This window comes from Sinorhizobium sp. CB7 (assembly GCF_041357635.1).
Taxonomy (GTDB): Bacteria; Pseudomonadota; Alphaproteobacteria; order Rhizobiales; family Rhizobiaceae; genus Rhizobium.
The window spans coordinates 1-21273 of record NZ_JAULLL010000026.1 but is presented as its reverse complement, the minus strand read 5'-3'; the positions used below and the strand labels follow the sequence as shown (position 1 = coordinate 21273).

The 21273-nt window shown below is 60.2% G+C and carries 19 protein-coding genes; 12 read left to right on the top strand and 7 right to left on the bottom strand.

The window, feature by feature from the left end; translation table 11 throughout:
* Positions 1–31: 31 nt before the first annotated feature.
* The gene (locus tag AAE029_RS32505) at positions 32–3658 is read left to right on the top strand and encodes a hydantoinase B/oxoprolinase family protein (protein WP_371077058.1); all 3627 of its coding nucleotides are present in this window, start codon (positions 32–34) and stop codon (positions 3656–3658) included.
* A 38-nt stretch (positions 3659–3696) separates the two neighbouring features.
* On the opposite strand, the gene AAE029_RS32500 is transcribed toward AAE029_RS32505, so the two are convergent.
* Positions 3697–4206, bottom strand: coding sequence for a DUF1993 family protein (locus AAE029_RS32500; RefSeq protein ID WP_371077057.1), 510 nt, complete (start codon positions 4204–4206; stop codon positions 3697–3699).
* A 414-nt stretch (positions 4207–4620) separates the two neighbouring features.
* Here AAE029_RS32500 and AAE029_RS32495 point away from each other — a divergent pair, with 414 nt between their 5' ends.
* The 9 genes from AAE029_RS32495 (at position 4621) to AAE029_RS32455 (ending at position 13554) form a co-directional block, all read left to right on the top strand.
* Entirely contained in the window at positions 4621–5550 is a 930-nt protein-coding gene (locus AAE029_RS32495; RefSeq protein ID WP_371077056.1) for a sugar ABC transporter substrate-binding protein, read from the top strand.
* Between the two features lie 73 nt (positions 5551–5623).
* Positions 5624–7165 carry a sugar ABC transporter ATP-binding protein gene (locus AAE029_RS32490; RefSeq protein ID WP_371077055.1) on the top strand — a complete coding sequence of 514 codons (1542 nt, stop codon included), beginning with the start codon at positions 5624–5626 and terminating at the stop codon, positions 7163–7165.
* A 36-nt stretch (positions 7166–7201) separates the two neighbouring features.
* A complete protein-coding gene (locus AAE029_RS32485) occupies positions 7202–8227 on the top strand; it encodes an ABC transporter permease (RefSeq protein ID WP_371077054.1) in 1026 nt (341 codons plus the stop codon).
* Positions 8228–8374: 147 nt separating this feature from the next.
* Entirely contained in the window at positions 8375–9439 is a 1065-nt protein-coding gene (locus tag AAE029_RS32480; protein WP_371077053.1) for a dipeptidase, read from the top strand.
* 127 nt (positions 9440–9566) lie between these two features.
* Positions 9567–10364, top strand: coding sequence for a basic amino acid ABC transporter substrate-binding protein (locus AAE029_RS32475; protein ID WP_371077052.1), 798 nt, complete (start codon positions 9567–9569; stop codon positions 10362–10364).
* A gap of 25 nt (positions 10365–10389) precedes the next feature.
* The gene (locus AAE029_RS32470) at positions 10390–11211 is read left to right on the top strand and encodes an amino acid ABC transporter permease (protein WP_371077101.1); all 822 of its coding nucleotides are present in this window, start codon (positions 10390–10392) and stop codon (positions 11209–11211) included.
* 40 nt (positions 11212–11251) lie between these two features.
* Positions 11252–11374 (top strand): hypothetical protein, encoded by a 123-nt coding sequence (locus AAE029_RS32465; RefSeq protein ID WP_371077051.1) that lies wholly within the window; start codon positions 11252–11254, stop codon positions 11372–11374.
* Positions 11375–11440: 66 nt separating this feature from the next.
* Entirely contained in the window at positions 11441–12850 is a 1410-nt protein-coding gene (gene leuC / locus AAE029_RS32460) for a 3-isopropylmalate dehydratase large subunit (protein WP_371077050.1), read from the top strand.
* A gap of 155 nt (positions 12851–13005) precedes the next feature.
* Positions 13006–13554, top strand: coding sequence for a histidine phosphatase family protein (locus AAE029_RS32455; RefSeq protein WP_371077049.1), 549 nt, complete (start codon positions 13006–13008; stop codon positions 13552–13554).
* Positions 13555–13699: 145 nt separating this feature from the next.
* Here the strand turns inward: AAE029_RS32455 and AAE029_RS32450 are convergent, their stop codons facing one another.
* Both AAE029_RS32450 and AAE029_RS32445 read right to left on the bottom strand, forming a co-directional pair.
* Complete coding sequence (locus AAE029_RS32450) at positions 13700–14530, bottom strand: aldo/keto reductase (protein ID WP_371077048.1); 831 nt, start codon at positions 14528–14530, stop codon at positions 13700–13702.
* 150 nt (positions 14531–14680) lie between these two features.
* The gene (locus AAE029_RS32445; protein WP_371077047.1) at positions 14681–15229 is read right to left on the bottom strand and encodes a L,D-transpeptidase; all 549 of its coding nucleotides are present in this window, start codon (positions 15227–15229) and stop codon (positions 14681–14683) included.
* 140 nt (positions 15230–15369) lie between these two features.
* On the opposite strand from AAE029_RS32445, the gene AAE029_RS32440 reads away from it, so the two are divergent.
* Together AAE029_RS32440 and AAE029_RS32435 are read left to right on the top strand one after the other, a co-directional pair.
* The gene (locus tag AAE029_RS32440) at positions 15370–16053 is read left to right on the top strand and encodes a response regulator transcription factor (RefSeq protein ID WP_371077046.1); all 684 of its coding nucleotides are present in this window, start codon (positions 15370–15372) and stop codon (positions 16051–16053) included.
* Positions 16054–16065: 12 nt separating this feature from the next.
* Entirely contained in the window at positions 16066–16521 is a 456-nt protein-coding gene (locus tag AAE029_RS32435) for a cyclic nucleotide-binding domain-containing protein (RefSeq protein WP_371077045.1), read from the top strand.
* 7 nt (positions 16522–16528) lie between these two features.
* Here AAE029_RS32435 and AAE029_RS32430 read toward each other — a convergent pair whose 3' ends face one another.
* The 4 genes from AAE029_RS32430 to AAE029_RS32415 all read right to left on the bottom strand — a co-directional run.
* A complete protein-coding gene (locus AAE029_RS32430) occupies positions 16529–17332 on the bottom strand; it encodes an exodeoxyribonuclease III (RefSeq protein WP_371077044.1) in 804 nt (267 codons plus the stop codon).
* A 149-nt stretch (positions 17333–17481) separates the two neighbouring features.
* Positions 17482–18144 carry an outer membrane lipoprotein carrier protein LolA gene (locus tag AAE029_RS32425; RefSeq protein ID WP_371077043.1) on the bottom strand — a complete coding sequence of 221 codons (663 nt, stop codon included), beginning with the start codon at positions 18142–18144 and terminating at the stop codon, positions 17482–17484.
* Between the two features lie 143 nt (positions 18145–18287).
* A complete protein-coding gene (locus tag AAE029_RS32420) occupies positions 18288–20942 on the bottom strand; it encodes a DNA translocase FtsK 4TM domain-containing protein (RefSeq protein ID WP_371077042.1) in 2655 nt (884 codons plus the stop codon).
* Positions 20943–21091: 149 nt separating this feature from the next.
* A partial coding sequence (locus AAE029_RS32415) for a hypothetical protein (RefSeq protein ID WP_371077109.1) occupies positions 21092–21273 on the bottom strand: 182 nt, incomplete at its 5' end.

Genomic DNA, 21273 nt, shown 5'->3' with positions numbered 1-21273 from the left:
GAAATGGGCAAAACCGCGAAAGGAACCGGACATGCGGACAGCGGGAATCGGGACATGGGACTTCTGGATCGACCGCGGCGGTACCTTCACCGACGTGATCGCGCGGGATCCGGAAGGCGAACTGCATGCACGCAAGGTTCTCTCCGAAAATCCTGATGCCTATCGCGACGCGGCCGTGCACGGCATCCGCCTGCATCTCGGGCTCGCAACCGGAGAACCCATCCCCCCCGGGTTAGTCGGCGAGGTCCGCATGGGCACAACCGTTGCCACAAACGCGCTGCTGGAGCGCAAGGGCGAACGGCTGGCGCTACTCACCACGAAGGGATTTCGCGACGCGCTGCGCATCGGTTATCAGGAGCGCAAGAAGATCTTTGCGACGGAGATCGTGAAGCCGGAGGCGCTCTACGCTGAAGTCGTCGAGATTGAAGAGCGCGTGCTGGCCGACGGCACGATCGAGAAGGCACTCGACGAGCAAGCCGCGAGAGCCGCGCTCGAAGATCTGCGCCGCAAGGGCTATCGCGCCGTCGCCATCGTTTTCATGCATGCCTACAAATATCCCGACCATGAGGCGGCCGTGGCGAAGGCCGCGCGCGCCATCGGTTTCGAGCAGGTCTCGGTCAGCCATGAGGTCTCGCCTCTGATCAAGCTGGTCGGACGCGGCGATACGACAGTCGTCGACGCCTATCTCTCACCCGTACTTGGCCGCTATGTCCAGCAGGTGTCGCAAGAGCTGGATGTCGCCCGCACCGGCGCTCGCGTCATGTTCATGATGTCCTCGGGCGGATTGACCGCGGCCGACATGTTCCAGGGCAAGGATGCGATCCTGTCAGGTCCGGCAGGCGGCGTGGTCGGTCTTGCCAGGACAGGCGAACAGGCCGGGTTTTCCCGCGTCATCGGCTTCGATATGGGCGGGACCTCGACGGATGTCGCCCATTTCGATGGTGAGTACGAACGCGCCTTCGAAACCGAGGTTGCGGGTGTGCGCGTCCGCGCGCCGATGATGCTGATCCATACGGTTGCGGCCGGCGGCGGCTCGATCCTGCATTTCGATGGGGACCGTTTCCGCGTCGGACCGGATTCCGCCGGCGCCTATCCCGGCCCGGCTTCCTATCGCAGTGGCGGGCCGCTTGCCGTTACGGACGCCAACGTCATGACCGGCAAGCTGCTGCCGGAATTCTTCCCGGCGATCTTCGGCGCAAACCAGGATCAGCCGCTCGATCTTGCGACGGTGCGTGCGAAATTCGAGCCGCTCGCCGCCGAGATCGGCGATGGCCGCAGCCCGGAGGATGTGGCGGACGGCTTCATCCGCATCGCCGTCGCCAACATGGTCGAGGCAATCAAGAAGATTTCCGTGCAGCGCGGTTATGACGTGACGCGCTATGCACTTAATTGCTTCGGCGGTGCCGGCGGCCAGCATGCCTGCCTCGTGGCCGACGCGCTCGGCATGAAGAGCATTCTGCTGCATCCGATGTCCGGCCTCCTGTCGGCATACGGCATGGGGCTCGCCGACATTCGCTCGACGCGGCAGAAGGCGCTCGGCGTTTCCTTAGACGAGGCCGCTCCCGCGGCAATTGCCGCCCTCGGCGAGGAACTGCAGGCGGAATGTGTTCCTGAACTCATGACTCAGGGCGTGGCGGAAGGTGACATCCAAAGGGTAGCGCGTGCCCACATCCGCTACGCCGGCACCGACACCCTGATTGCCGTCGAAGCGAGTTTCCCTGAACTGGACGATGCCGACCGCCTCAGGCGCCAGTTCGAAGTGCTGCACAAGCGGCGTTTTGGCTTTGTGGCCGAGAACAAGCCACTGGTCGTGGATGCCGTCGAGATCGAGGCGATCGGCGGCGCGGCAGCGGAGATCGACGCCAAAGGCCGGGAGAATGCGGCCGATGAAGCCCCGGCGACATGCCGTACGCATTTCTATTCACAGGGTGAAAGCCACAATGCGGCCGTCGTGCTGCGCCGGCAGATCGTCCCCGGCCAGACCGTGACGGGCCCGGCCATCATCATCGAACCGAACCAGACCATCGTCGTTGAGGACGGCTGGCAGGCGAAGCTGACGGCGAAGGATCATATCGTCCTGACCCGCATCAAGGCGCTTCCCGAACGCACTGCGATCGGCACCAAGGCCGATCCCGTCATGCTGGAGATCTTCAACAACCTCTTCATGTCGATCGCCGAGCAAATGGGCGTCACGCTGCAGAACACCGCCTATTCGGTCAACATCAAGGAGCGGCTCGATTTCTCCTGTGCCGTCTTCGATGCCGAAGGCAATCTCGTCGCCAATGCGCCGCATATGCCCGTGCATCTCGGCTCGATGGACGCTTCGGTTGCAACCGCCATCCGCGAAAATCCGGAAATCCATCCCGGCGACGTCTTCCTCATCAACGCGCCCTATAACGGCGGCACGCATCTTCCGGACCTGACGGTCTGCACACCGGTTTTCGACGAGAGAGGCAGCCGCATCCGCTTCTGGGTCGCAAGCCGCGGCCATCATGCCGACATCGGCGGCATCTCGCCGGGTTCCATGTCGCCGCTTGCCACCCATATCGAGGAAGAGGGAGTCTATATCGACAATTTCAAGCTCCTCGATCGCGGACGCTTCCGGGAGAAGGAACTCTCGAAGCTTCTGACCGGGGCTCGCTACCCCGTGCGCACGCTTGCCCAGAACGTCAACGACCTGAAGGCGCAGGTCGCCGCCAATGAGAAAGGGGTCGCGGAGCTTTCGAAGATGATCGCCCTCTTCGGCGAGGATGTCGTCGACGCCTATATGGGCCATGTCCAGGACAATGCCGCCGAGAGTGTGCGCCGCGTTCTCGACCGGCTGCCGGACGGCGAATTCAGCTACGAGATGGACCAGGGCTGCAAGGTCGTCGTCAAAATCACCATCGACAAGGAAAAGCGCGAGGCGACGGTGGATTTCACCGGCACCTCCGAACAGCGTGCCGACAATTTCAATGCGCCGCAACCGGTGACGCGCGCCGCCGTGCTCTACGTCTTCCGCGTTCTGGTCGAGGCCGACATCCCGATGAACGCCGGCTGCCTGCGGCCGATCCGCATCATCATCCCTGAGGGAACCATGCTGACGCCGCGCTATCCGGCCGCTGTGGTTGCCGGCAATGTCGAGGTCAGCCAGGCTGTCACCAACTGCCTCTTCGGCGCGGTCGGCGCCATGGCCGCCGCACAGGGCACGATGAACAATCTCACCTTCGGCAACGATCAATACCAGTACTACGAGACGATCTGCTCCGGTGCGCCGGCCGGGCCGGGCTTCAACGGCGCCGACGCGGTCCACACCCATATGACCAATTCGCGGCTGACCGATCCGGAAATTCTCGAAACCCGCTTCCCGGTGGTCCTGGAAGATTTCCATATTCGACCGAATTCCGGCGGACGCGGCAAATGGTCGGCCGGCAATGGTACGCAGCGGACGATCCGGACTCGTGAGAAACTGGATTTCGCCATTCTCTCAGGCCATCGCCGAGTCGCCCCCTTTGGAGCCAGCGGTGGCGAACCGGGACAGACCGGCCGCAATTTCGTCCGCCGCAACGACGGACGAGTCGAGGAATTCCCCGGTGCTGCCCACACGATCCTTGAAGCCGGCGAGGCCTTTACGGTCATCACGCCGACCGGCGGCGGATACGGAAAGGCTGGGGATTAGGAAATGCCCCTCTCGGCAACGAAGAGGGGCTTGAGCCTTCAAGCGAACGAACCGAGATAATCCATTTTGCCGACCGGTAGCCCTTGGTTACGCAGGATGCCGTGTGCCGTCGTGATATGGAAATAGAAGTTCGGCAGAGCGAATGTCAGTAGATAGTCCTGCCCGGACATCGTCCTTTCGACTTTCGCGATCGTGATCTTGACCTCGCGGCTCTCGGTGCCTTCCAGTACCTCCGGCGTGATCGTCGCGAAGAATGCTTCCGCCTTTGCGAGCCGAGCGCGCAGCTCGGCCACGGTCGTTTCATTGTCCTCGAAACGCGGCGTCTCAATGCCGGCCAAACGGCCTATCGCGAACTTGGCGGTATCGGTGACACGCTGGTACTGACCGGTGAGAGGGAGCATGTCGGGCGCAAGCCGGGCATTGACGAGCTCGCTGGCGTCGATGCCCTTCTCCTGTGCATAGGCTTCAATCTTGTCGAGATAGTGCGAGAGTATGCCGAGACCGCGGCGAAAAACCGGGATCGTCAGGCGATAGGTCGAAATGGACATGAATAAAGTCTCCCAAAATTTAAAAGCGTCGAACAGATCGATAGCCCTTCGCGGCAACGAGGGGCATCCTCGACGATGTGCAAATGGGTAGTGCGACCCTGTTTCACAATGTGATGGAACACGAGATCAGTCCTAATTCTTCGCCGATCCAGGCGACCGCATGACTGAACTGACCAAGAAATCAGTTCTTTTCCGTCACCTGATAATTGTCTGCCGCCTCTTGGCCTCAAACAGGGTTGACGTTGCGCGCAGAAAATGGAATAAATATTCCGTAAAGCAAATTTTACGGTTTGTTTGTTCCGTTTTGGTGTCGCCATCGGGAGTGACGGCGCCAGGAATTGATGGCTTCACGGCAAGACCGGGAGCTCCGGCATGAGGAGGGTGCGGCCGGACACCTTTTGTGGAGGAAAATAGATGAAAAAGTTTATCCTGAGCTCTGCTTTGGCACTCGTCATGTCGACGGCAGCCCACGCGGAAACCGTCGGCGTGTCGATGGCACTTTTCGATGACAACTTCCTGACCGTTCTGCGCAACGGCATGCAGGACTATGCCAAGTCGCTCAAGGGCGTCACGCTGCAGGTGGAAGACGCACAGAACGACGTCGCCAAGCAGCAGAGCCAGATCCAGAATTTCATTGCCGCCGGCGTCGACGCAATCATCGTCAACCCGGTCGACACGGATGCGACGGCAGCGATGTCGAAGATCGCCGCCGATGCAAAGATCCCGCTCGTCTATGTCAACCGCGAGCCGGTCAACGTCGACAGCCTTCCGGACAAGCAGGCGTTCGTTGCTTCGAACGAGGCCGAATCCGGTACACTGGAAACCAAGGAAATCTGCCGTCTGCTGGGCGGCAAGGGCAAGGCCGTCATCATGATGGGCGAACTTTCGAATCAGGCGGCCCGCATGCGCACCAAGGATGTTCATGACGTGGTGGCGACCGACGAATGCAAGGGCATCGAGATCGTCGAAGAGCAGACGGCGAACTGGTCGCGCACCCAGGGATCGGACCTGATGACCAACTGGCTTTCGAGCGGAATCGAGTTCGACGCCGTCATTTCAAACAATGACGAAATGGCAATCGGTGCCATCCAGGCGTTGAAGGCTGCCGGCAAGTCGATGGACAGTGTCGTTATCGGCGGTGTCGATGCGACCCAGGACGCGCTTGCCGCGATGCAGGCGGGTGATCTCGACGTGACAGTCTTCCAGGATGCTGCGGGTCAGGGCAAGGGCGCTCTCGATGCGGCTCTGAAGCTTGCCAAGGGCGAACCCGTCGACAAGAAGGTCTACATTCCCTTCCAGCTGGTAACGCCGGCAAACGTCAAGGATTTCGTCGCCAAGAACTGAGGCGAAAGGAACCTGGGATGCGGACCTATGTCCGCATCCCTCCGACTTCAGAAGTGCACCGGGAGGAAGGAAAATGGCTGTCAGCCCGTCCACGATGGCTGCCGTTCGAGCAAGCGGCGCAGTTCCGAACGCGGAATATCTCTTGAGCGCCGAAGGCATCCGCAAGGAATTTCCGGGTGTTGTCGCGCTCGACGACGTCTCGTTCCGGCTGAAGCGCGGTACAGTTCACGCACTGATGGGGGAGAACGGCGCCGGAAAATCCACGCTCATGAAGATCCTCGCCGGCATCTACACGCCTGACCAGGGTGAGGTCCACCTGAAAGGCATTCAGATAAGGCTGCAGTCTCCTCTTGATGCACTCGAAAACGGTATTGCCATGATTCATCAGGAGCTGAACCTGATGCCGTTTATGACGGTCGCGGAAAACATCTGGATTCGGCGCGAGCCTAAGAACCGCTTCGGCTTCGTCGATCATGCCGCCATGCATCGGATGACGGACGATCTTTTTCAGCGGCTCAACATCGCGATCGATCCGGAAATCGAGGTGCGCCATCTCTCCGTCGCCAATCGTCAGATGGTCGAAATCGCCAAGGCGGTTTCCTATAATTCCGACGTCCTGATCATGGACGAGCCGACCTCGGCGCTGACCGAGCGCGAGGTGGAACACCTCTTTCAGATTATCCGCGATCTGCGCGCCCAGGGCATCGGCATCGTCTACATCACCCACAAGATGAACGAACTCTTCGAGATCGCCGACGAGTTCTCCGTCTTCCGTGACGGCAGATATATCGGCACGCATTTGTCGACCGATGTGACGCGCGACGACATCATCCGCATGATGGTCGGGCGCGAAATTACGCAGATGTTCCCGAAGGAGGAAGTGCCGATCGGCGAGGTGGTGCTCTCGGTCAAGGATCTCTCCCTGAACAACGTCTTCCGGAATGTCTCATTCGATGTCCGCGCCGGCGAAATTCTCGGCGTGGCGGGATTGGTCGGCTCCGGTCGCTCCAATGTCGCAGAGACGCTGTTCGGCGTGACGCCAGCAAGTTCGGGAACGATCGAGCTTTATGGCAGGAAGGTCGATATCACTTCGCCGACGGTCGCAATCCAGCATCACATGGCGTTTCTGACGGAGGACCGGAAGGATACGGGCTGCCTGCTCATTCTCAATGTCCTCGAAAACATGCAGATCGCCGTGCTGCACGACAAATTCGTCAAGGGCGGCTTCGTGCAGGAAGGCGCGGTGGAAACCACCTGCGAGGATATGGCGCGCAAGCTGCGCATCAAGACGCCAAACCTGGATGAACGCGTGGAAAACCTTTCCGGCGGCAATCAGCAGAAGGTCCTGATTGGACGCTGGCTGCTGACCAATCCGCGTATCCTCATACTGGACGAGCCGACCCGCGGCATCGATGTTGGCGCGAAGGCCGAGATCCACCGGCTGGTGACGGAGATGGCGCGCAATGGCGTCGCGGTGATCATGATCTCTTCCGAAATGCCTGAAGTGCTCGGCATGAGCGATCGCATCATGGTGATGCATGAGGGCCGGGTCACCGGCTTTCTGAACCGCGAGGAAGCAACCCAGATCAAGGTGATGGAGCTGGCCGCGCAATGATTGTCGCGACCGTCCGTCAGGCAAGGGAGGACCAACATGACGATAAAAGCCGCTGAGGGAACCGCACCTCTGGCCGCCCGGCCGAAACGCCGGAGAATCCCGCCGGAACTCAACATTTTCCTCGTGCTGATCGGTATCGCGCTCGTCTATGAGATCCTCGGCTGGATCTTCATCGGCCAGAGCTTCCTGATGAACCCGCAGCGCCTGACGATCATGATCCTGCAGGTGTCCGTCATCGGCATCATCGCCGTCGGCGTCACGCAGGTCATCATCACCGGCGGCATCGACCTGTCCTCCGGTTCCGTGGTCGGCATGACCGCGATGATCGCGGCGAGCTTCGCCCAGGCTTCGACCTGGCCGAGGGCGCTTTACCCCTCGATGACCGATCTTCCCTTCTTCATTCCGATCGGCATCGGGCTTCTGATCGGGCTTGCGGCCGGATTCATCAACGGTCAGCTCATTGCCAAGACCAAAATACCGCCATTTATCGCAACGCTCGGCATGATGGTCTCCGCCCGCGGCATTTCGAAATGGTATACCAAGGGCCAGCCGGTTTCCGGCCTCACGGAACAGTTCAACTTCATCGGCACCGGCATCTGGCCTGTTGTCGTCTTTCTGGTCGTCGCGCTGATCTTCCACATCGCGCTGCGCTACACCCGCTACGGCAAGTTCACCTATGCGATCGGCGCCAATGTGCAGGCGGCGCGCGTTTCGGGCATCAATGTCGAGGCGCATCTGATCAAGGTCTATGCCATTGCAGGGTTGCTGGCCGGTCTCGCGGGCGTTGTCACCGCTGCCCGCGCACAGACGGCGCAGGCGGGGATGGGCGTGATGTACGAACTGGACGCCATTGCCGCCGCGGTCATCGGCGGTACGTCGCTCACCGGCGGCATCGGACGCATCACAGGCACGGTGATCGGCACCATCATTCTCGGCGTCATGACCTCGGGTTTCACCTTCCTCCGGGTGGACGCCTACTATCAGGAGATCGTCAAGGGCGTCATCATCGTCGCCGCGGTCGTCATCGACGTCTACCGGCAGAAAAAACGAGCAAAACATTAGAACCGGCAATCAGCTCGGCAGGGCGGAGGGCAACCTCCGCCTTTTTCTTATGCAGAACCTCGATGGCAGATTTTTGAAAATAGGGATGGCGAATCCCTTCATCTTTCCTATGCTGGCCGCACTTCTTAATGTCGCTCAGGATGGACAATGCATCTCGTATTCGATGGTCACAATGATGTTCTGTTGAGACTTTGGACCCATGCTCGCGACGGTGAAGATCCCATCGCGGAATTTGCCAAGGGAACGACATCAGGTCACATCGACGCCCCGCGCGCGAAAGCCGGCGGCTTGGCGGGCGGGCTCTGTGCCATTTATATTCCCTCCGGAAACCTGGTGTTTTCCGAACCCGACAGCAGGGGACATTATGCGACCCCGCTGGCGCCGCCGCTTGAGCGGTCCTCTTCTCTCGATATCGCGCTGGAGATGGCGGCAATCGCGCTCCGCCTGGATCGTGCCGGAGCCTGGAAGCTTTGCCGCACCACGGCCGAAATCCGCGCAGCGATGGAAAGCGGAATTTTCGCGGCTGTCATGCATATGGAAGGCTGCGAAGCGATCGGCGCCGATCTCGCCGCGCTCGAAACCTTCTATGCCGCGGGCCTGCGTTCGCTCGGACCTGTCTGGAGCCGCAATAATATCTTCGGCCATGGCGTCCCCTTCGCCTTTCCCTTATCCCCGGACACGGGCCCGGGGCTGACGGATGCGGGCTTTGCTCTCGTCCGCGAATGCGATCGTCTCGGCATCCTGGTCGATCTTGCTCACATCACCGAAAGGGGCTTCTGGGATGTCGCGAGAGCAAGCGAACGGCCGCTCGTCGCAAGCCATTCCAACGCCCATGCCCTGACGCCGGTCGCACGCAATCTGACCGATCGGCAGCTTGACGCGATCCGCGAACGCAAGGGTCTTGTCGGCGTCAACTACGCGACCGCTATGCTGCGGCCGGATGGCCGCTCTGAGGCAGCCACGCCGATCTCGGACGTTGTGCGGCATATCGATTATCTCGTCGACCGTCTTGGCATCGATTGCGTCGCGCTCGGGTCGGATTTCGACGGCGCGACCATTCCCGAGGAGATTGGTGATGCGGCGGGCAATCAGAAGCTGATCACGGCACTTCAGGAGCGCGGCTATGTCGGCGCGGACCTTCGCAAGCTCGCCCGGGAAAATTGGCTGCGTATCCTCGCTTCAGCCTGGAAAGAAAGCCGCGCTTCGGCCTGAAGATTCTTAGTTCTACAGCGTCCTTTGCGCGCCATATTTGACGCGCGGCGCTGTAGGCGTAGCTTGTTCTTGCATCCTGTCCACAACACGTGACATTTTGCCTGCATTCTGTTTTCTGGAGACGCTCATGCCGTTCCGCCGCTCGTTTCTTGCCGGATTGACTGCCTTTTTTCTCACGCCCTGCCTTGTTTTCGCGGCAGATCTTCCCGATCTCGGCGGCAAGACTGTCGTCGTCGTGACGGAGAATGCCTATCCGCCGCTGCAGTTCGTCGATCCGAAATCCGGCCAGGCGATCGGCTGGGAGTACGATGCGATGAACGAGATCGCCAAGCGTCTGAACTTCAAGGTCGAATATCAGAACACAAGTTGGGATGCGATGATCCAGGCCGTCTCGGATGGCCAGTACAACATCGGCATGACCGGCATTACCATCAAGGATGATCGCAAGGAAAAGGTGGATTTCTCCGACCCATACATGCGCTCGCAGCAGTTCATGCTGGTGCGCGGCGACGAGAACCGCTTTACCGATGCCAAATCCTTCGCGGCGCTCAAGGATGGCTTGATCGGCGCGCAGCCGGGCACAACCCCTTTCTACACGGCCGTCTACGAAGTGCTGGATGGCAACGAACAAAATCCCCGCATCAAGCTGTTCGAAACTTTTGGCGCCACTGTTCAGGCGCTGAAAGCGGGTGATGTCGACGTCGTTTTGACCGATGGCACCGCCGGCAAGGGCTATGTCGATGCCTCGAACGGCGCCCTGAAGCTGATCGGCGAGCCGCTCGGCACCGAGGATTTCGGCTTCATCTTTCAGAAGGGGTCCGACCTTGTCGCCCCCGTCAATTCCGCCATCGCCGTGCTCAAGGCCGACGGCACGCTGGATGCGCTGAACAAGAAGTGGTTCCTCGATTACAAGATGGGCGAATGACCTCGGCTCGCCCGAAGATTTCATGATGGCACCGGAACGATCCGCTGGCGGACAGATCAAGGGCGATTATCCCTGGTGGCTGGTCGCCCTCGTTCTGATTGGGTGCATTCTGGCCATGGTGATCGTCACCAACGGCATTTACGCCCAGGTCTTCCGGACAGTCGTCAATGGCGTCGGCATTACCATCTTCGTGACCTTGGTCGCCTTCGCGCTTGCAACTGTCCTCGGCCTCTGCATCGCCCTCTTGGGCCTGTCGGAAAGGCTCGTATTGCGTCAGATCGCCCGTTTCTATATCGAGATCATCCGTGGTATTCCGATCCTCGTGCTCCTCTTCTATGTCGCCTTCGTTGGCGCTCCGGGACTCGTTGCGGCCTACAATTTCCTGACTCGGCCGCTCGCAAATGCGGGTCTGACGGAGCCGTTGCTCGTTCGCGACCTCTCCCTGATGTGGCGTGCCATCATTGCTCTCATGATCGGCTACTCCTCCTTCATCGCAGAAATCTTTCGTGCCGGGATCCAATCCGTCGACGAGGGACAGATCGAAGCGGCCAAGGCCCTCGGCCTGTCGCGCTATCAGCGTTTCCGGCTCGTTGTCTTTCCGCAGGCCGTCAGGGTGATCTTCCCGCCGCTCTCCAATGATTTCGTCTCGATGGTGAAGGATTCGTCACTTGTCTCCGTGCTGGGTGTGGCCGACATCACGCAGATGGGAAAGGTCTATGCCGCTGGTTCCTTTCGCTTCTTCGAAACCTATTCGATCGTCACCTATATCTATCTTGTGCTGACGATCGGCCTGTCGCTGATGCTGCGGCAGATCGAAAAGCGGATGCGACGGGCGCATGAACGATAGGAATTGCCGAGAAGGCAGAAAATTGGTATGAGCGGCGGCTATGACAAAGATAGTCGGCAAAGACGGACATTACGTCGCGGTTTTCGTGCTGCAGGACCATAAGCGCCTGCCGGCCCGTTTCTTTGCCATGATCTCGGGCGCGCTCAACAGCCGACTTCGTTGATCTTTACGGCTGGCGGACCTTTTTCGCCGATGTCTCTTTTTCGAAATCTCAATACGGAACATAGCCATGAGCGCTCCGCGCACCCTTTACGATAAAATCTGGGATGATCATCTGGTCGACAGCCAGCAAGACGGAACCTGTCTTCTCTACATCGACCGTCACCTCGTTCACGAAGTGACGTCGCCGCAGGCCTTCGAAGGCCTGCGCATGTCCGGCCGCCAGGTTCGCGCGCCGCAAAAGACGCTCGCCGTCGTCGACCATAACGTGCCGACCTCTCCCGACCGCCATCTCGGCATCAAGAACGAGGAAAGCCGCATCCAGGTGGAGGCGCTCGCCAGGAACGCCGCCGATTTCGGCGTCGAATATTACTCCGAGAACGACAAGCGCCAGGGCATCGTCCACATCGTCGGTCCCGAGCAGGGTTTCACGCTGCCTGGCATGACCATCGTCTGCGGCGACAGCCACACCTCGACCCACGGCGCCTTCGGTGCGCTGGCGCACGGCATCGGCACCTCCGAGGTCGAGCATGTGCTCGCGACCCAGACGCTGATCCAGCAGAAGGCGAAGAATATGCTGGTGCGTGTCGACGGCCAGCTGCCGCCAGGCGTCACCGCCAAGGACATCATCCTCGCGATCATCGGCGAGATCGGCACCGCAGGCGGCACTGGCCACGTCATCGAATTCGCCGGCGAAGCGATCCGCTCGCTGTCGATGGAAGGCCGCATGACGATCTGCAACATGACGATCGAAGGCGGCGCCCGTGCCGGCCTGATTGCTCCGGACGAGACTACATTCGCCTACATTAAGGGCAGGCCGCGCGCCCCTGAGGGCGAGGCCTGGGACAGGGCACTCGAATATTGGAAGACACTGCATACCGATGAGGGCGCCCACTACGACCGCGTCGTCGTGCTCGATGCAGCCAATCTTCCGCCGATCGTCTCCTGGGGGTCTTCACCGGAGGACGTCGTCTCGGTGCAGGGTGTCGTTCCCAATCCGGACGAGATCCAGGATGAGACGAAGCGCGCTTCCAAGTGGCGTGCGCTCGACTATATGGGCCTGAAGCCGGGCACGCCGATGACCGAGATCAATATCGACCGCGTCTTCATTGGCTCCTGCACCAATGGTCGCATCGAAGACCTGCGCGAGGTCGCAAAGGTCGTCGAGGGCAAGACGGTCGCCTCGACCGTCAATGCCATGATCGTTCCCGGGTCTGGTCTCGTCAAGGAACAGGCGGAGGCAGAAGGCCTCGACAAGATCTTCAAGGCCGCCGGTTTCGATTGGCGCGAGCCGGGCTGCTCCATGTGCCTTGCCATGAATGATGATCGCCTGAAGCCGGGTGAGCGCTGCGCCTCGACCTCGAACCGCAACTTCGAAGGCCGCCAGGGCTTCAAGGGCCGCACTCACCTCGTTTCGCCCGCCATGGCGGCAGCGGCGGCGATCGCCGGTCATTTCGTCGATATCCGCGGATGGAAGTGAAAGCACGCTCCCTCTTTCGGTCACGGGAGAGGGAGCGCGCATGACCTGAGGGCTGATGGAGATCCCTTATCCGGTGGAAGACAAAAAGCGCATTCGGTGCGAGAATGATCTTGCACTGCATGGCTCCTTCCCTGTTCTTGTTTCGGTTGATTGAGATGGCCCGAAGTTCTGCGACCGGTTCTTCCGCAAAAAGGCGGCGCCTCATTCTACTGCGCCATGGGAAGTCCGCATGGCCGAACGGTGTTGCGGATCAGGACCGCCCCCTCGCTTCGCGCGGACAGAAATCAGCGCCGGTCATGGGGGCATATCTGGCCCGTGAAGAGCTTGTTCCCGACCTTGTGCTGGTATCGACGGCCCGGCGTACCCAGGAAACCTGGAAGCTCGTCAGCACCGCCCTGCCCCCGCATGTCGCCAAGCGCGATCTCACGAAATTATACGCGGCAGCGGCAACCGAAATTCTGAAGATCGTTCACGCCATCGAGCCCTCGGCGGCGACCGTCATGCTTATCGGCCACAATCCGGGCCTGCAGGCATTCGCACTGGACCTCTGCCGTGAGGAGGATCGGGATGCCCGCCGCCGTCTGCAGGAGAAGTTCCCCACCTGCGGGCTTGCCGTCATCGATTTCGAAGCGAACCGATGGGAAGACATTACCCCGACGAGCGGACATCTCGAAAGATTTGTGACGCCGCGCTCGCTTGTCTGAAGGATCATAAGGGCGGGTTTCAAGCCGCCCTTTAGAGCAATTCCAGGAAAAGTGCGAAGCGCTTTTCCGTTCGGATTTGCGTAAAAACAAAGGGTTAGAGCGGTTCTGCGATTCCATGAAAAGCTGAACCGCTCTGGCATCTCTATCAGAAGGCTGCAGTCTTGGGATCAGGACCGATACGCCCGCCGGCCTTGTCCAGCTTCGCGATTGCCGCCATATCGTCCGCGTCCAGCTTGAAGTCGAAGACCTGGAAATTCTCGATGATGCGGCTCGGCGTCACCGACTTCGGAATGACGATCAGACCGCTGTCTATGTGCCAGCGGATGATGACCTGAGCCGGCGTGCGGTCGTGTTTGGCGGCGATCGAGCCGATGACCGGATTCGTCAGCAGCATGCCCTGTCCGAGCGGGCTCCAGGACTCGGTGGCAATTCCAAGCTTCTCATGGACTTCGCGCAGCGTCCGCTGCTGAAAATCCGGATGCAGCTCAATCTGGTTGAGAACCGGTGCGACACCCGTCTCGCCAATGATGCGCTCGAGATGATCGGGGTAGAAATTGGAAACACCGATCGAACGCGCGCGGCCCTCTTTCTGCAGACGGACGAAGGCCTTCCACGTGTCCACATAGCTGCCACGATGCGGTGCCGGCCAATGGATGAGATAGAGATCGATATAATCGGTCCCGAGACGCTTCAGGCTGTCGTCGAATGCCTTGAGGGCAGAATCATAGCCCTGTGCGTCGTTCCACAGTTTTGTCGTCAAAAAGATGTCTTCACGAGCAACGCCGGAGGAGCGGATGCCCTCGCCGACACCTTCCTCGTTGTTGTAGATTGCAGCCGTATCGACATGGCGATAGCCCGCCTCGAGCGCTGCCCGTACCGTTGGAGCCGCGATATCATCCGGAGTACGCCAGACGCCGAGACCGACCTGGGGAATTGAGTGTCCGTCATGGAAGGTAATGATAGGGTGATTGGTCACACTATATCTCCAGTAATGAAGAGTAATGAACAAATGCGGGATATGAATTCGAAAGAAGGTTTCGGAGACCCTTTGCCTCCGGCTGACGGCGAATCCTCCGCCCGCCCTGATATAGGTCGCCAGATGACGATTATCACCCCTTGTGCAACCTCAAATGACTTTCACTCTCGTTCCCCGCCTGACGAACCGCATCAGCCGCACCATATCTTTTCGGCCGATCGCGATACATCCGGCTGTGGGCTCGTAACCCGGTTTGATCAGGTGGAGGAAGATCGCCGAACCGCGATTGCGGCGGCGCGAGCGGATATTCCAGTCGAGGACGAGGCAGATGTCATAGAGCCCGTCGCTCCGCATCATCTTTTCATGGCCCTCGGCAAAGGGTACCTTGACCAGTCGGTTGTAATTGGCATTTCTCGGCTCATCGCACCACAACATCTCCTTCCGGGTTCTCTTCATCGGCAGGGATGTCTGCAGGAAGCGGATTCTGTCGCCGCGCATGAAGCCGTAAAGCAGCATCATCGAAGCGATCGGCGTCGCGCCGTCACCTTCCTGCTTCGAGATGGTTCGCCCGGTACGCCCGATTGCGGCGGGGACAGTAACCGCCCCGAAACGGACGAATGCCCGGCTTTTACTGCCGGGCGCGGAACGCACAATGATAGTCGATCGCGCTATCCCGCTTGGCTGCCTTGCTTTTTCCATTTTTCTCCCATGTCTTGCCATTGGATTCGTTCGAACCATAGCAATTTCGATCAGGCGGCAAAGCCCGCGCGCGGGCACGACTTGCCAAAAATTGATTTTGGCGTAGGACATGAAAGACAAACCGCAAGGAAAAGAGCCGCATGACAGCACGCACTATTCTTCTGGTGGATGATGATGACGACCTGCGCGAGACCCTGAGCGAGCAGTTGTCGCTGTATGAGGAATTCACGGTCCTGCAGGAAGCCACGGCCGGCAAGGGTATCCAGGCGGCGCGATCGGGTGCGATCGACCTGCTCATCATGGATGTCGGTCTTCCGGATATGGATGGCCGCGAGGCGGTCAAGCTACTGCGCAAGGGCGGCTTCAAGGCGCCCATCATCATGCTCACCGGTCACGACACCGATTCGGATACGGTGCTCGGTCTAGAAGCCGGCGCCAACGATTACGTCACGAAGCCGTTCCGTTTTGCGGTGCTGCTCGCCCGCATCCGGGTGCAGCTCCGACAGCACGAACAGAGCGAGGACGCCACTTTCACCGTCGGTCCCTATCTTTTCAAGCCGAGCCAGAAGCTTTTGACCACCGACAACGGCCACAAGATTCGCCTGACGGAAAAGGAAGCGGCGATTATCCGCTATCTCTATCGCGCCGACCAGAAGGTCGTGACGCGCGACGTCCTGCTCGAAGAGGTATGGGGCTACAATTCCGGCGTCACCACGCACACGCTGGAGACCCACGTCTACAGGCTGCGCCAGAAGATCGAACGTGACCCCTCCAATGCGGAGATCCTCGTCACCGAAAATGGCGGCTACAAGATCATTCCGTGATCCAGGAAAAGCATGGCGCTTAACGATGATATCCGACTGCTTTCGAAGCTTCCCCTCTTTCAGAACATGGGGGAGGACCAGCTTCGTCTGATCGCTTTCGGCGCAGATCGCCGGCATATCTCCGCCGGCCAGACGCTGTTTCGTGAAAAGTCGCCGGCCGAATGCGCCTATGTTGTTGCAAGCGGCCGTTTCGAATTAAGCGTGCTAGGCGATGGTGGAAAGCCGGAGGTTGCCGCGACGGCAACGGCAGGCACGCTCCTGTCGGAACTTGCATTGATAACACTCGTGGAACGCAAATACACCGCGGTCGCCACCGAAGAGTCCGATGTCATCCGGATTACCCGCGCCCTGTTTCACCGCTTGATCGAGGAATATCCGGAAGCAGCGCAGCTGATAGAGTCGCGTATCCGCGACAACTTCGTCGCGATGGCGAAGCAGGCCGCTTCCATGCTGAGCCGGTTTTCCTGAAGCGCCTTCAAAGCTCGAAATGAGCAGTGACCGGCACATGGTCGGACGGGCGGTCCCAGCCGCGGGCATCCTTCAACACCTCGATACGCTGCAGCAAGGGGCCGAGATCGGAGGACGACCAGATGTGATCCAGGCGGCGCCCGCGATCTGCCGCCTCCCAGTCCTTGGCGCGATAGCTCCACCAGGTATAGAGCTTTTCGCTTGCCGGCACCTTCTGGCGCATGAGATCGAGCCAGGCGCCACGTTTCATGACGTCCAGCAACCCCTCGGTTTCGACCGGCGTATGGCTGACGATCTTCAAGAGCTGCTTATGGGACCACACGTCATGCTCGAGTGGCGCGATATTGAGATCGCCGACGAGAATGGCTGAAACCCCGGGCTCGGCATTGGCATGAAGCCGTTTCATCTCCTCGATGAAATCGAGCTTGTGCCCGAATTTCGGATTGATCGTGCGGTCGGGTTCATCGCCCCCTGCGGGGACGTAGAAATTGTGCAGCCTTATCCTGCGGCCCCCGCGCTCGAAGATTGCGGAGATATGCCGGGAGTCGCCGACGCCGCAATAATCCTGCCGATGATCTTCCAGGAGCGGCACGCGTGAAGCGATCGCAACGCCGTGATAGCCCTTCTGCCCGTGAATGATGATGTGGTCGTATCCCATCGCCCGAAGCGGAGAGGCCGGAAACAGGTCGTTTGGAACCTTGGTCTCCTGCAGGCAAAGAATATCCGGCCGATGTTTGAGGACGAACTGCTCGACGAGCGGCATGCGCAGCCTGAGCGAATTGATATTCCACGTCGCGATCGAGAACCCCATGCCCTGCCCTTCTGCGGTCAAACGCAAAGGGTTTAGAGCAAAGGCGACGACGGAACCAGCGGCCTTGCACCGTCATCCGACTTCTTCAACGGAAAAAGCACGAGGCGCAGAATTTGCACCTGCACTGCCGGTCGAATCAAGGCGCTCCCTCAACCTCCCTTGCGGATATCCTCATAGGGAATGCGGAAGACGCGATCGTCGAACTGGACACCGGTCCTGACGTTGAAAATCATGACGGAGGTGTCCTTGCCCTGATTGTCCGTAATCGTCCACTGCCTGAGATCGTAAGTCTTCGGATCAAACATCATGGTGATCAGCGAATTGCCGAAAACGCTGTTGTTGCCGAGGGCGATCGTCGTCAGATCCGGCTCCTCCTTGACGCCCCTCACCATATCGGCCGAAAGATCGATGTGCCTTGCAAGCAGCAGGCTCAGCGGCGTCTTTGAAAGCGGATAGAGATCCCAGGTCTTGAGCTTGACGTTGCCGATCGCAACGCTCTTGCCGTCGGCGATGACCCTGAGCGGCGAAGGATCGTTGTAGTTGAACCGCAGCTTGCCGGGACGCTCAATGTAGAATTTCCCGCCCGACTGCTCCCCGCGCGGCCCGAATTGCACGAACTCGCCCTGCATGGTGATCACGCCGGAAAAATGATCGGCAATCGCCTGGGCCGTGCCGACCGGCTGAGCGGCGGCCTGGGCGAAGACGGCCGATGGAACGGCACTGGCGATCGTCACGGCACCGAAAGCGCCCAAGAGGGCGCGCCGCGTCATAGGCGCGCTGATCGGCGAAAGAAGGACTTGAGGCTCTTTCATGTTGTTCTCCATTGTGCGATCTCCATGATGCCGAAACGCGGCGTCTTCATGGCGTGCATTTTGTCTGAACAGAAACGGGCGAGAAGCGCATCAAGTTTCATGAGGATTTCGTAAGTCGTCAATATATTTGATATTTACGATGCTCAGCGATCGATGATGTCGGCCTCCGTCGGCACCAGGATTTCCCGTTTTCCCGCGTGATTGGCGGGGCCGATGATGCCTTCCTGTTCCATGCGTTCGATCAGCGATGCGGCGCGGTTATAGCCGATGCCGAGGCGGCGCTGGACATAGGAGGTGGAAGCCTTGCCGTCGCGCAGCACGATCGCCACCGCCTGATCATAGGGATCGTCGGAATCCGCAAGGTTGGACGTGCCGGCGGGCCCGCCGTCCATATCGTCGTCGTCATCGTCGGCCGTGATCGCATCGAGATATTGGGGCGAGCCCTGCGTCTTCAGGTAGGAAACGATCTCCTCGACTTCGGTATCCGAGACGAAGGGACCGTGTACACGCTGAATGCGGCCACCACCGGCCATGTAGAGCATGTCGCCCATGCCCAGCAGCTGCTCGGCTCCCTGCTCGCCGAGAATGGTGCGGCTGTCGATCTTCGACGTCACCTGGAAGGAGATGCGTGTTGGGAAGTTCGCCTTGATGGTACCGGTGATGACGTCGACCGAGGGACGCTGTGTGGCCATGATGACATGGATGCCGGCCGCACGCGCCATCTGCGCCAGTCGCTGGACTGCGCCCTCGATATCCTTGCCCGCGACCATCATCAGATCTGCCATCTCGTCGATGATCACGACGATGTAGGGCATCGGCTGCAGATCGAATTCTTCGGTCTCGTACATCGCCTCGCCCGTATCGCGATCGAAGCCTGTCTGCACGGTGCGGGTGATGGCCTCGCCCTTTGCAAGCGCCTGCTCGACGCGCGTGTTGAAGCCGTCGATATTGCGCACGCCGATCTTCGACATCTTCTTGTAGCGCTCTTCCATCTCGCGCACCGTCCATTTGAGCGCGACGACCGCCTTCTTCGGATCGGTGACGACCGGCGACAGGAGATGCGGGATGCCGTCATAGACGGAGAGTTCGAGCATCTTCGGGTCGATCATGATCAGACGGCACTGTTCGGGCGTCATGCGGTAGAGCAGCGACAGAATCATGGTGTTGATCGCCACGGATTTACCGGAACCCGTCGTGCCCGCGACGAGAAGATGCGGCATCTTGGCGAGGTCGGCGATGACCGGCTCGCCGCCGATCGTCTTGCCGAGCGCCATGGCAAGCTTGGCCTTGCTGCCCTCGAAATCACGGCTGGCGATCAGCTCGCGCAGATAGACGGTCTCGCGGGTCGAATTCGGTAATTCGATGCCGATCGCATTGCGCCCCGGAACGACGGCGACGCGGGCCGCAATCGCGCTCATCGACCGCGCAATGTCGTCGGCAAGCCCGATGACGCGCGACGATTTGATGCCCGGCGCCGGTTCGAGTTCGTAGAGGGTCACGACCGGGCCGGGCCGGACGTGAATGATCTCTCCCTTGACGCCGAAATCCTCGAGCACGCCTTCGAGCATGCGCGCGTTCTGTTCCAGTGCATCGCTCGTCAGCGTTGGGTCACGCACTACGTTCTTCGGTTCGGCCAGAAGCAGCATCGACGGAAGCTGAAAACCGTGCGGCCGGATGAAGGACCCCTGCGCTTCGCGCTCCAGGCGGGCACCCGGCTTCGGGCGACCTGCCGGGGGTACGACGCGCGGCTGCGCAATCCCAGGTGCTGCCGTTTTCGCCGGCGTCGGCATGGGAGCCCAATCATCATCCTCGTCGTCATCCGGCAAGATGGCGGCAGGGCGCGGCGGCATGTCCGTGTCAAAGGGCGGACCATCGTCCTCGTCGACGGAGATGGCCGGCGCCGAAACGATCCTTCGGGACGCGGCCGATCCCATGGAAGGCTCCATGCGCTCGCGCGCGACCGGCGCCTTGGCGCGAACGGGTTCGTTCAACCTGCCGAATTCATCATCATTGAAATCATAGGGAGAATCGAAATCGCGATCGGGGCGCTTGCGCGGCCCCATGCCGAAGATGCGACGAAGGCGAGCTTGTCCCGTGTACCAGGCGTGTGTCAAGGCACCGAGCGCGAGAAGCCCGGAATAGCCATCATCATCCTCATCATCGTCGCCAACAGTTTGGGCCTTGCTCGGTAGATCGTCGATATCTTCCTCATCCTCGGAGACGGCGTTGCGGACCAGGCCGGCCGAAAACAGCATGAGCCATGTCGTGGGAACCGCAAAGATACAGCCGAGCACGGTCGCGAAGGTGCCGGTCGGATAGGTACCGACGAACAGGGCCGGAAATCGAAGGATCATGTCGCCGATCACACCGCCGATCCCGTTGGGGATAGGCCAGGTAAGCGGCGCCGGGAAGCAGCCGACGACCGCCGATGCGAGAATGATACTCCCAACCCAGGCCCCGGCGCGCGCCGGCAGACGCGTGATCCGCCGCCCGGAAATCAATGCAAGCGCCCAGGCGACGACAGGCAGGAGGGCAAGCACGCTGGCAAGGCCCAGGAACTGCATCATGAGATCGGCGAATTCTGCGCCAGGCCGACCGAGGATATTCGTCGGCGCATTGCTGGTCGCGTAGGAATAGCTCGGATCCATGACATTCCAGGTCGCGAGCGCCGCCACCGCCAGCGCCAGAAGCACGAAGAGCACTAGGCCCGCGAGCCCCAGCATCTGCCGCCAGACGAATGTCGAAAGCGTAAAGCGGCCGGAGCGGCCGTCGATTGCTGCCGAGGTGCTTCTGCCCATGATGTCCTATCCGTCCGTTACTCAACTTCGGGCGAATCGGCCTAAGACCGGCCGGGTCGCGCAATACACCCGACCACCCTAACCGCATGGGAGTTAATGTCGTGTTAACCATGCGCCGGAGGTGGGGTCCCCTTCGCAAAATCGATGGCCTAATGCATGTCGCGCAAGAGTGTGCAGCGGTTGTCTAATCGCATTGCCTTCGTCAAGGGCCGTTTTGGCATTCGGCATTGGCCGTTTTTGAGAACGGGCAACGCGACATCTTCGATTGGTTGGGCAATGCTGTCTTCAAAGCTGTCCAGCGCCGGGAGCAGGGTTGTCTCCGCGGTCGACA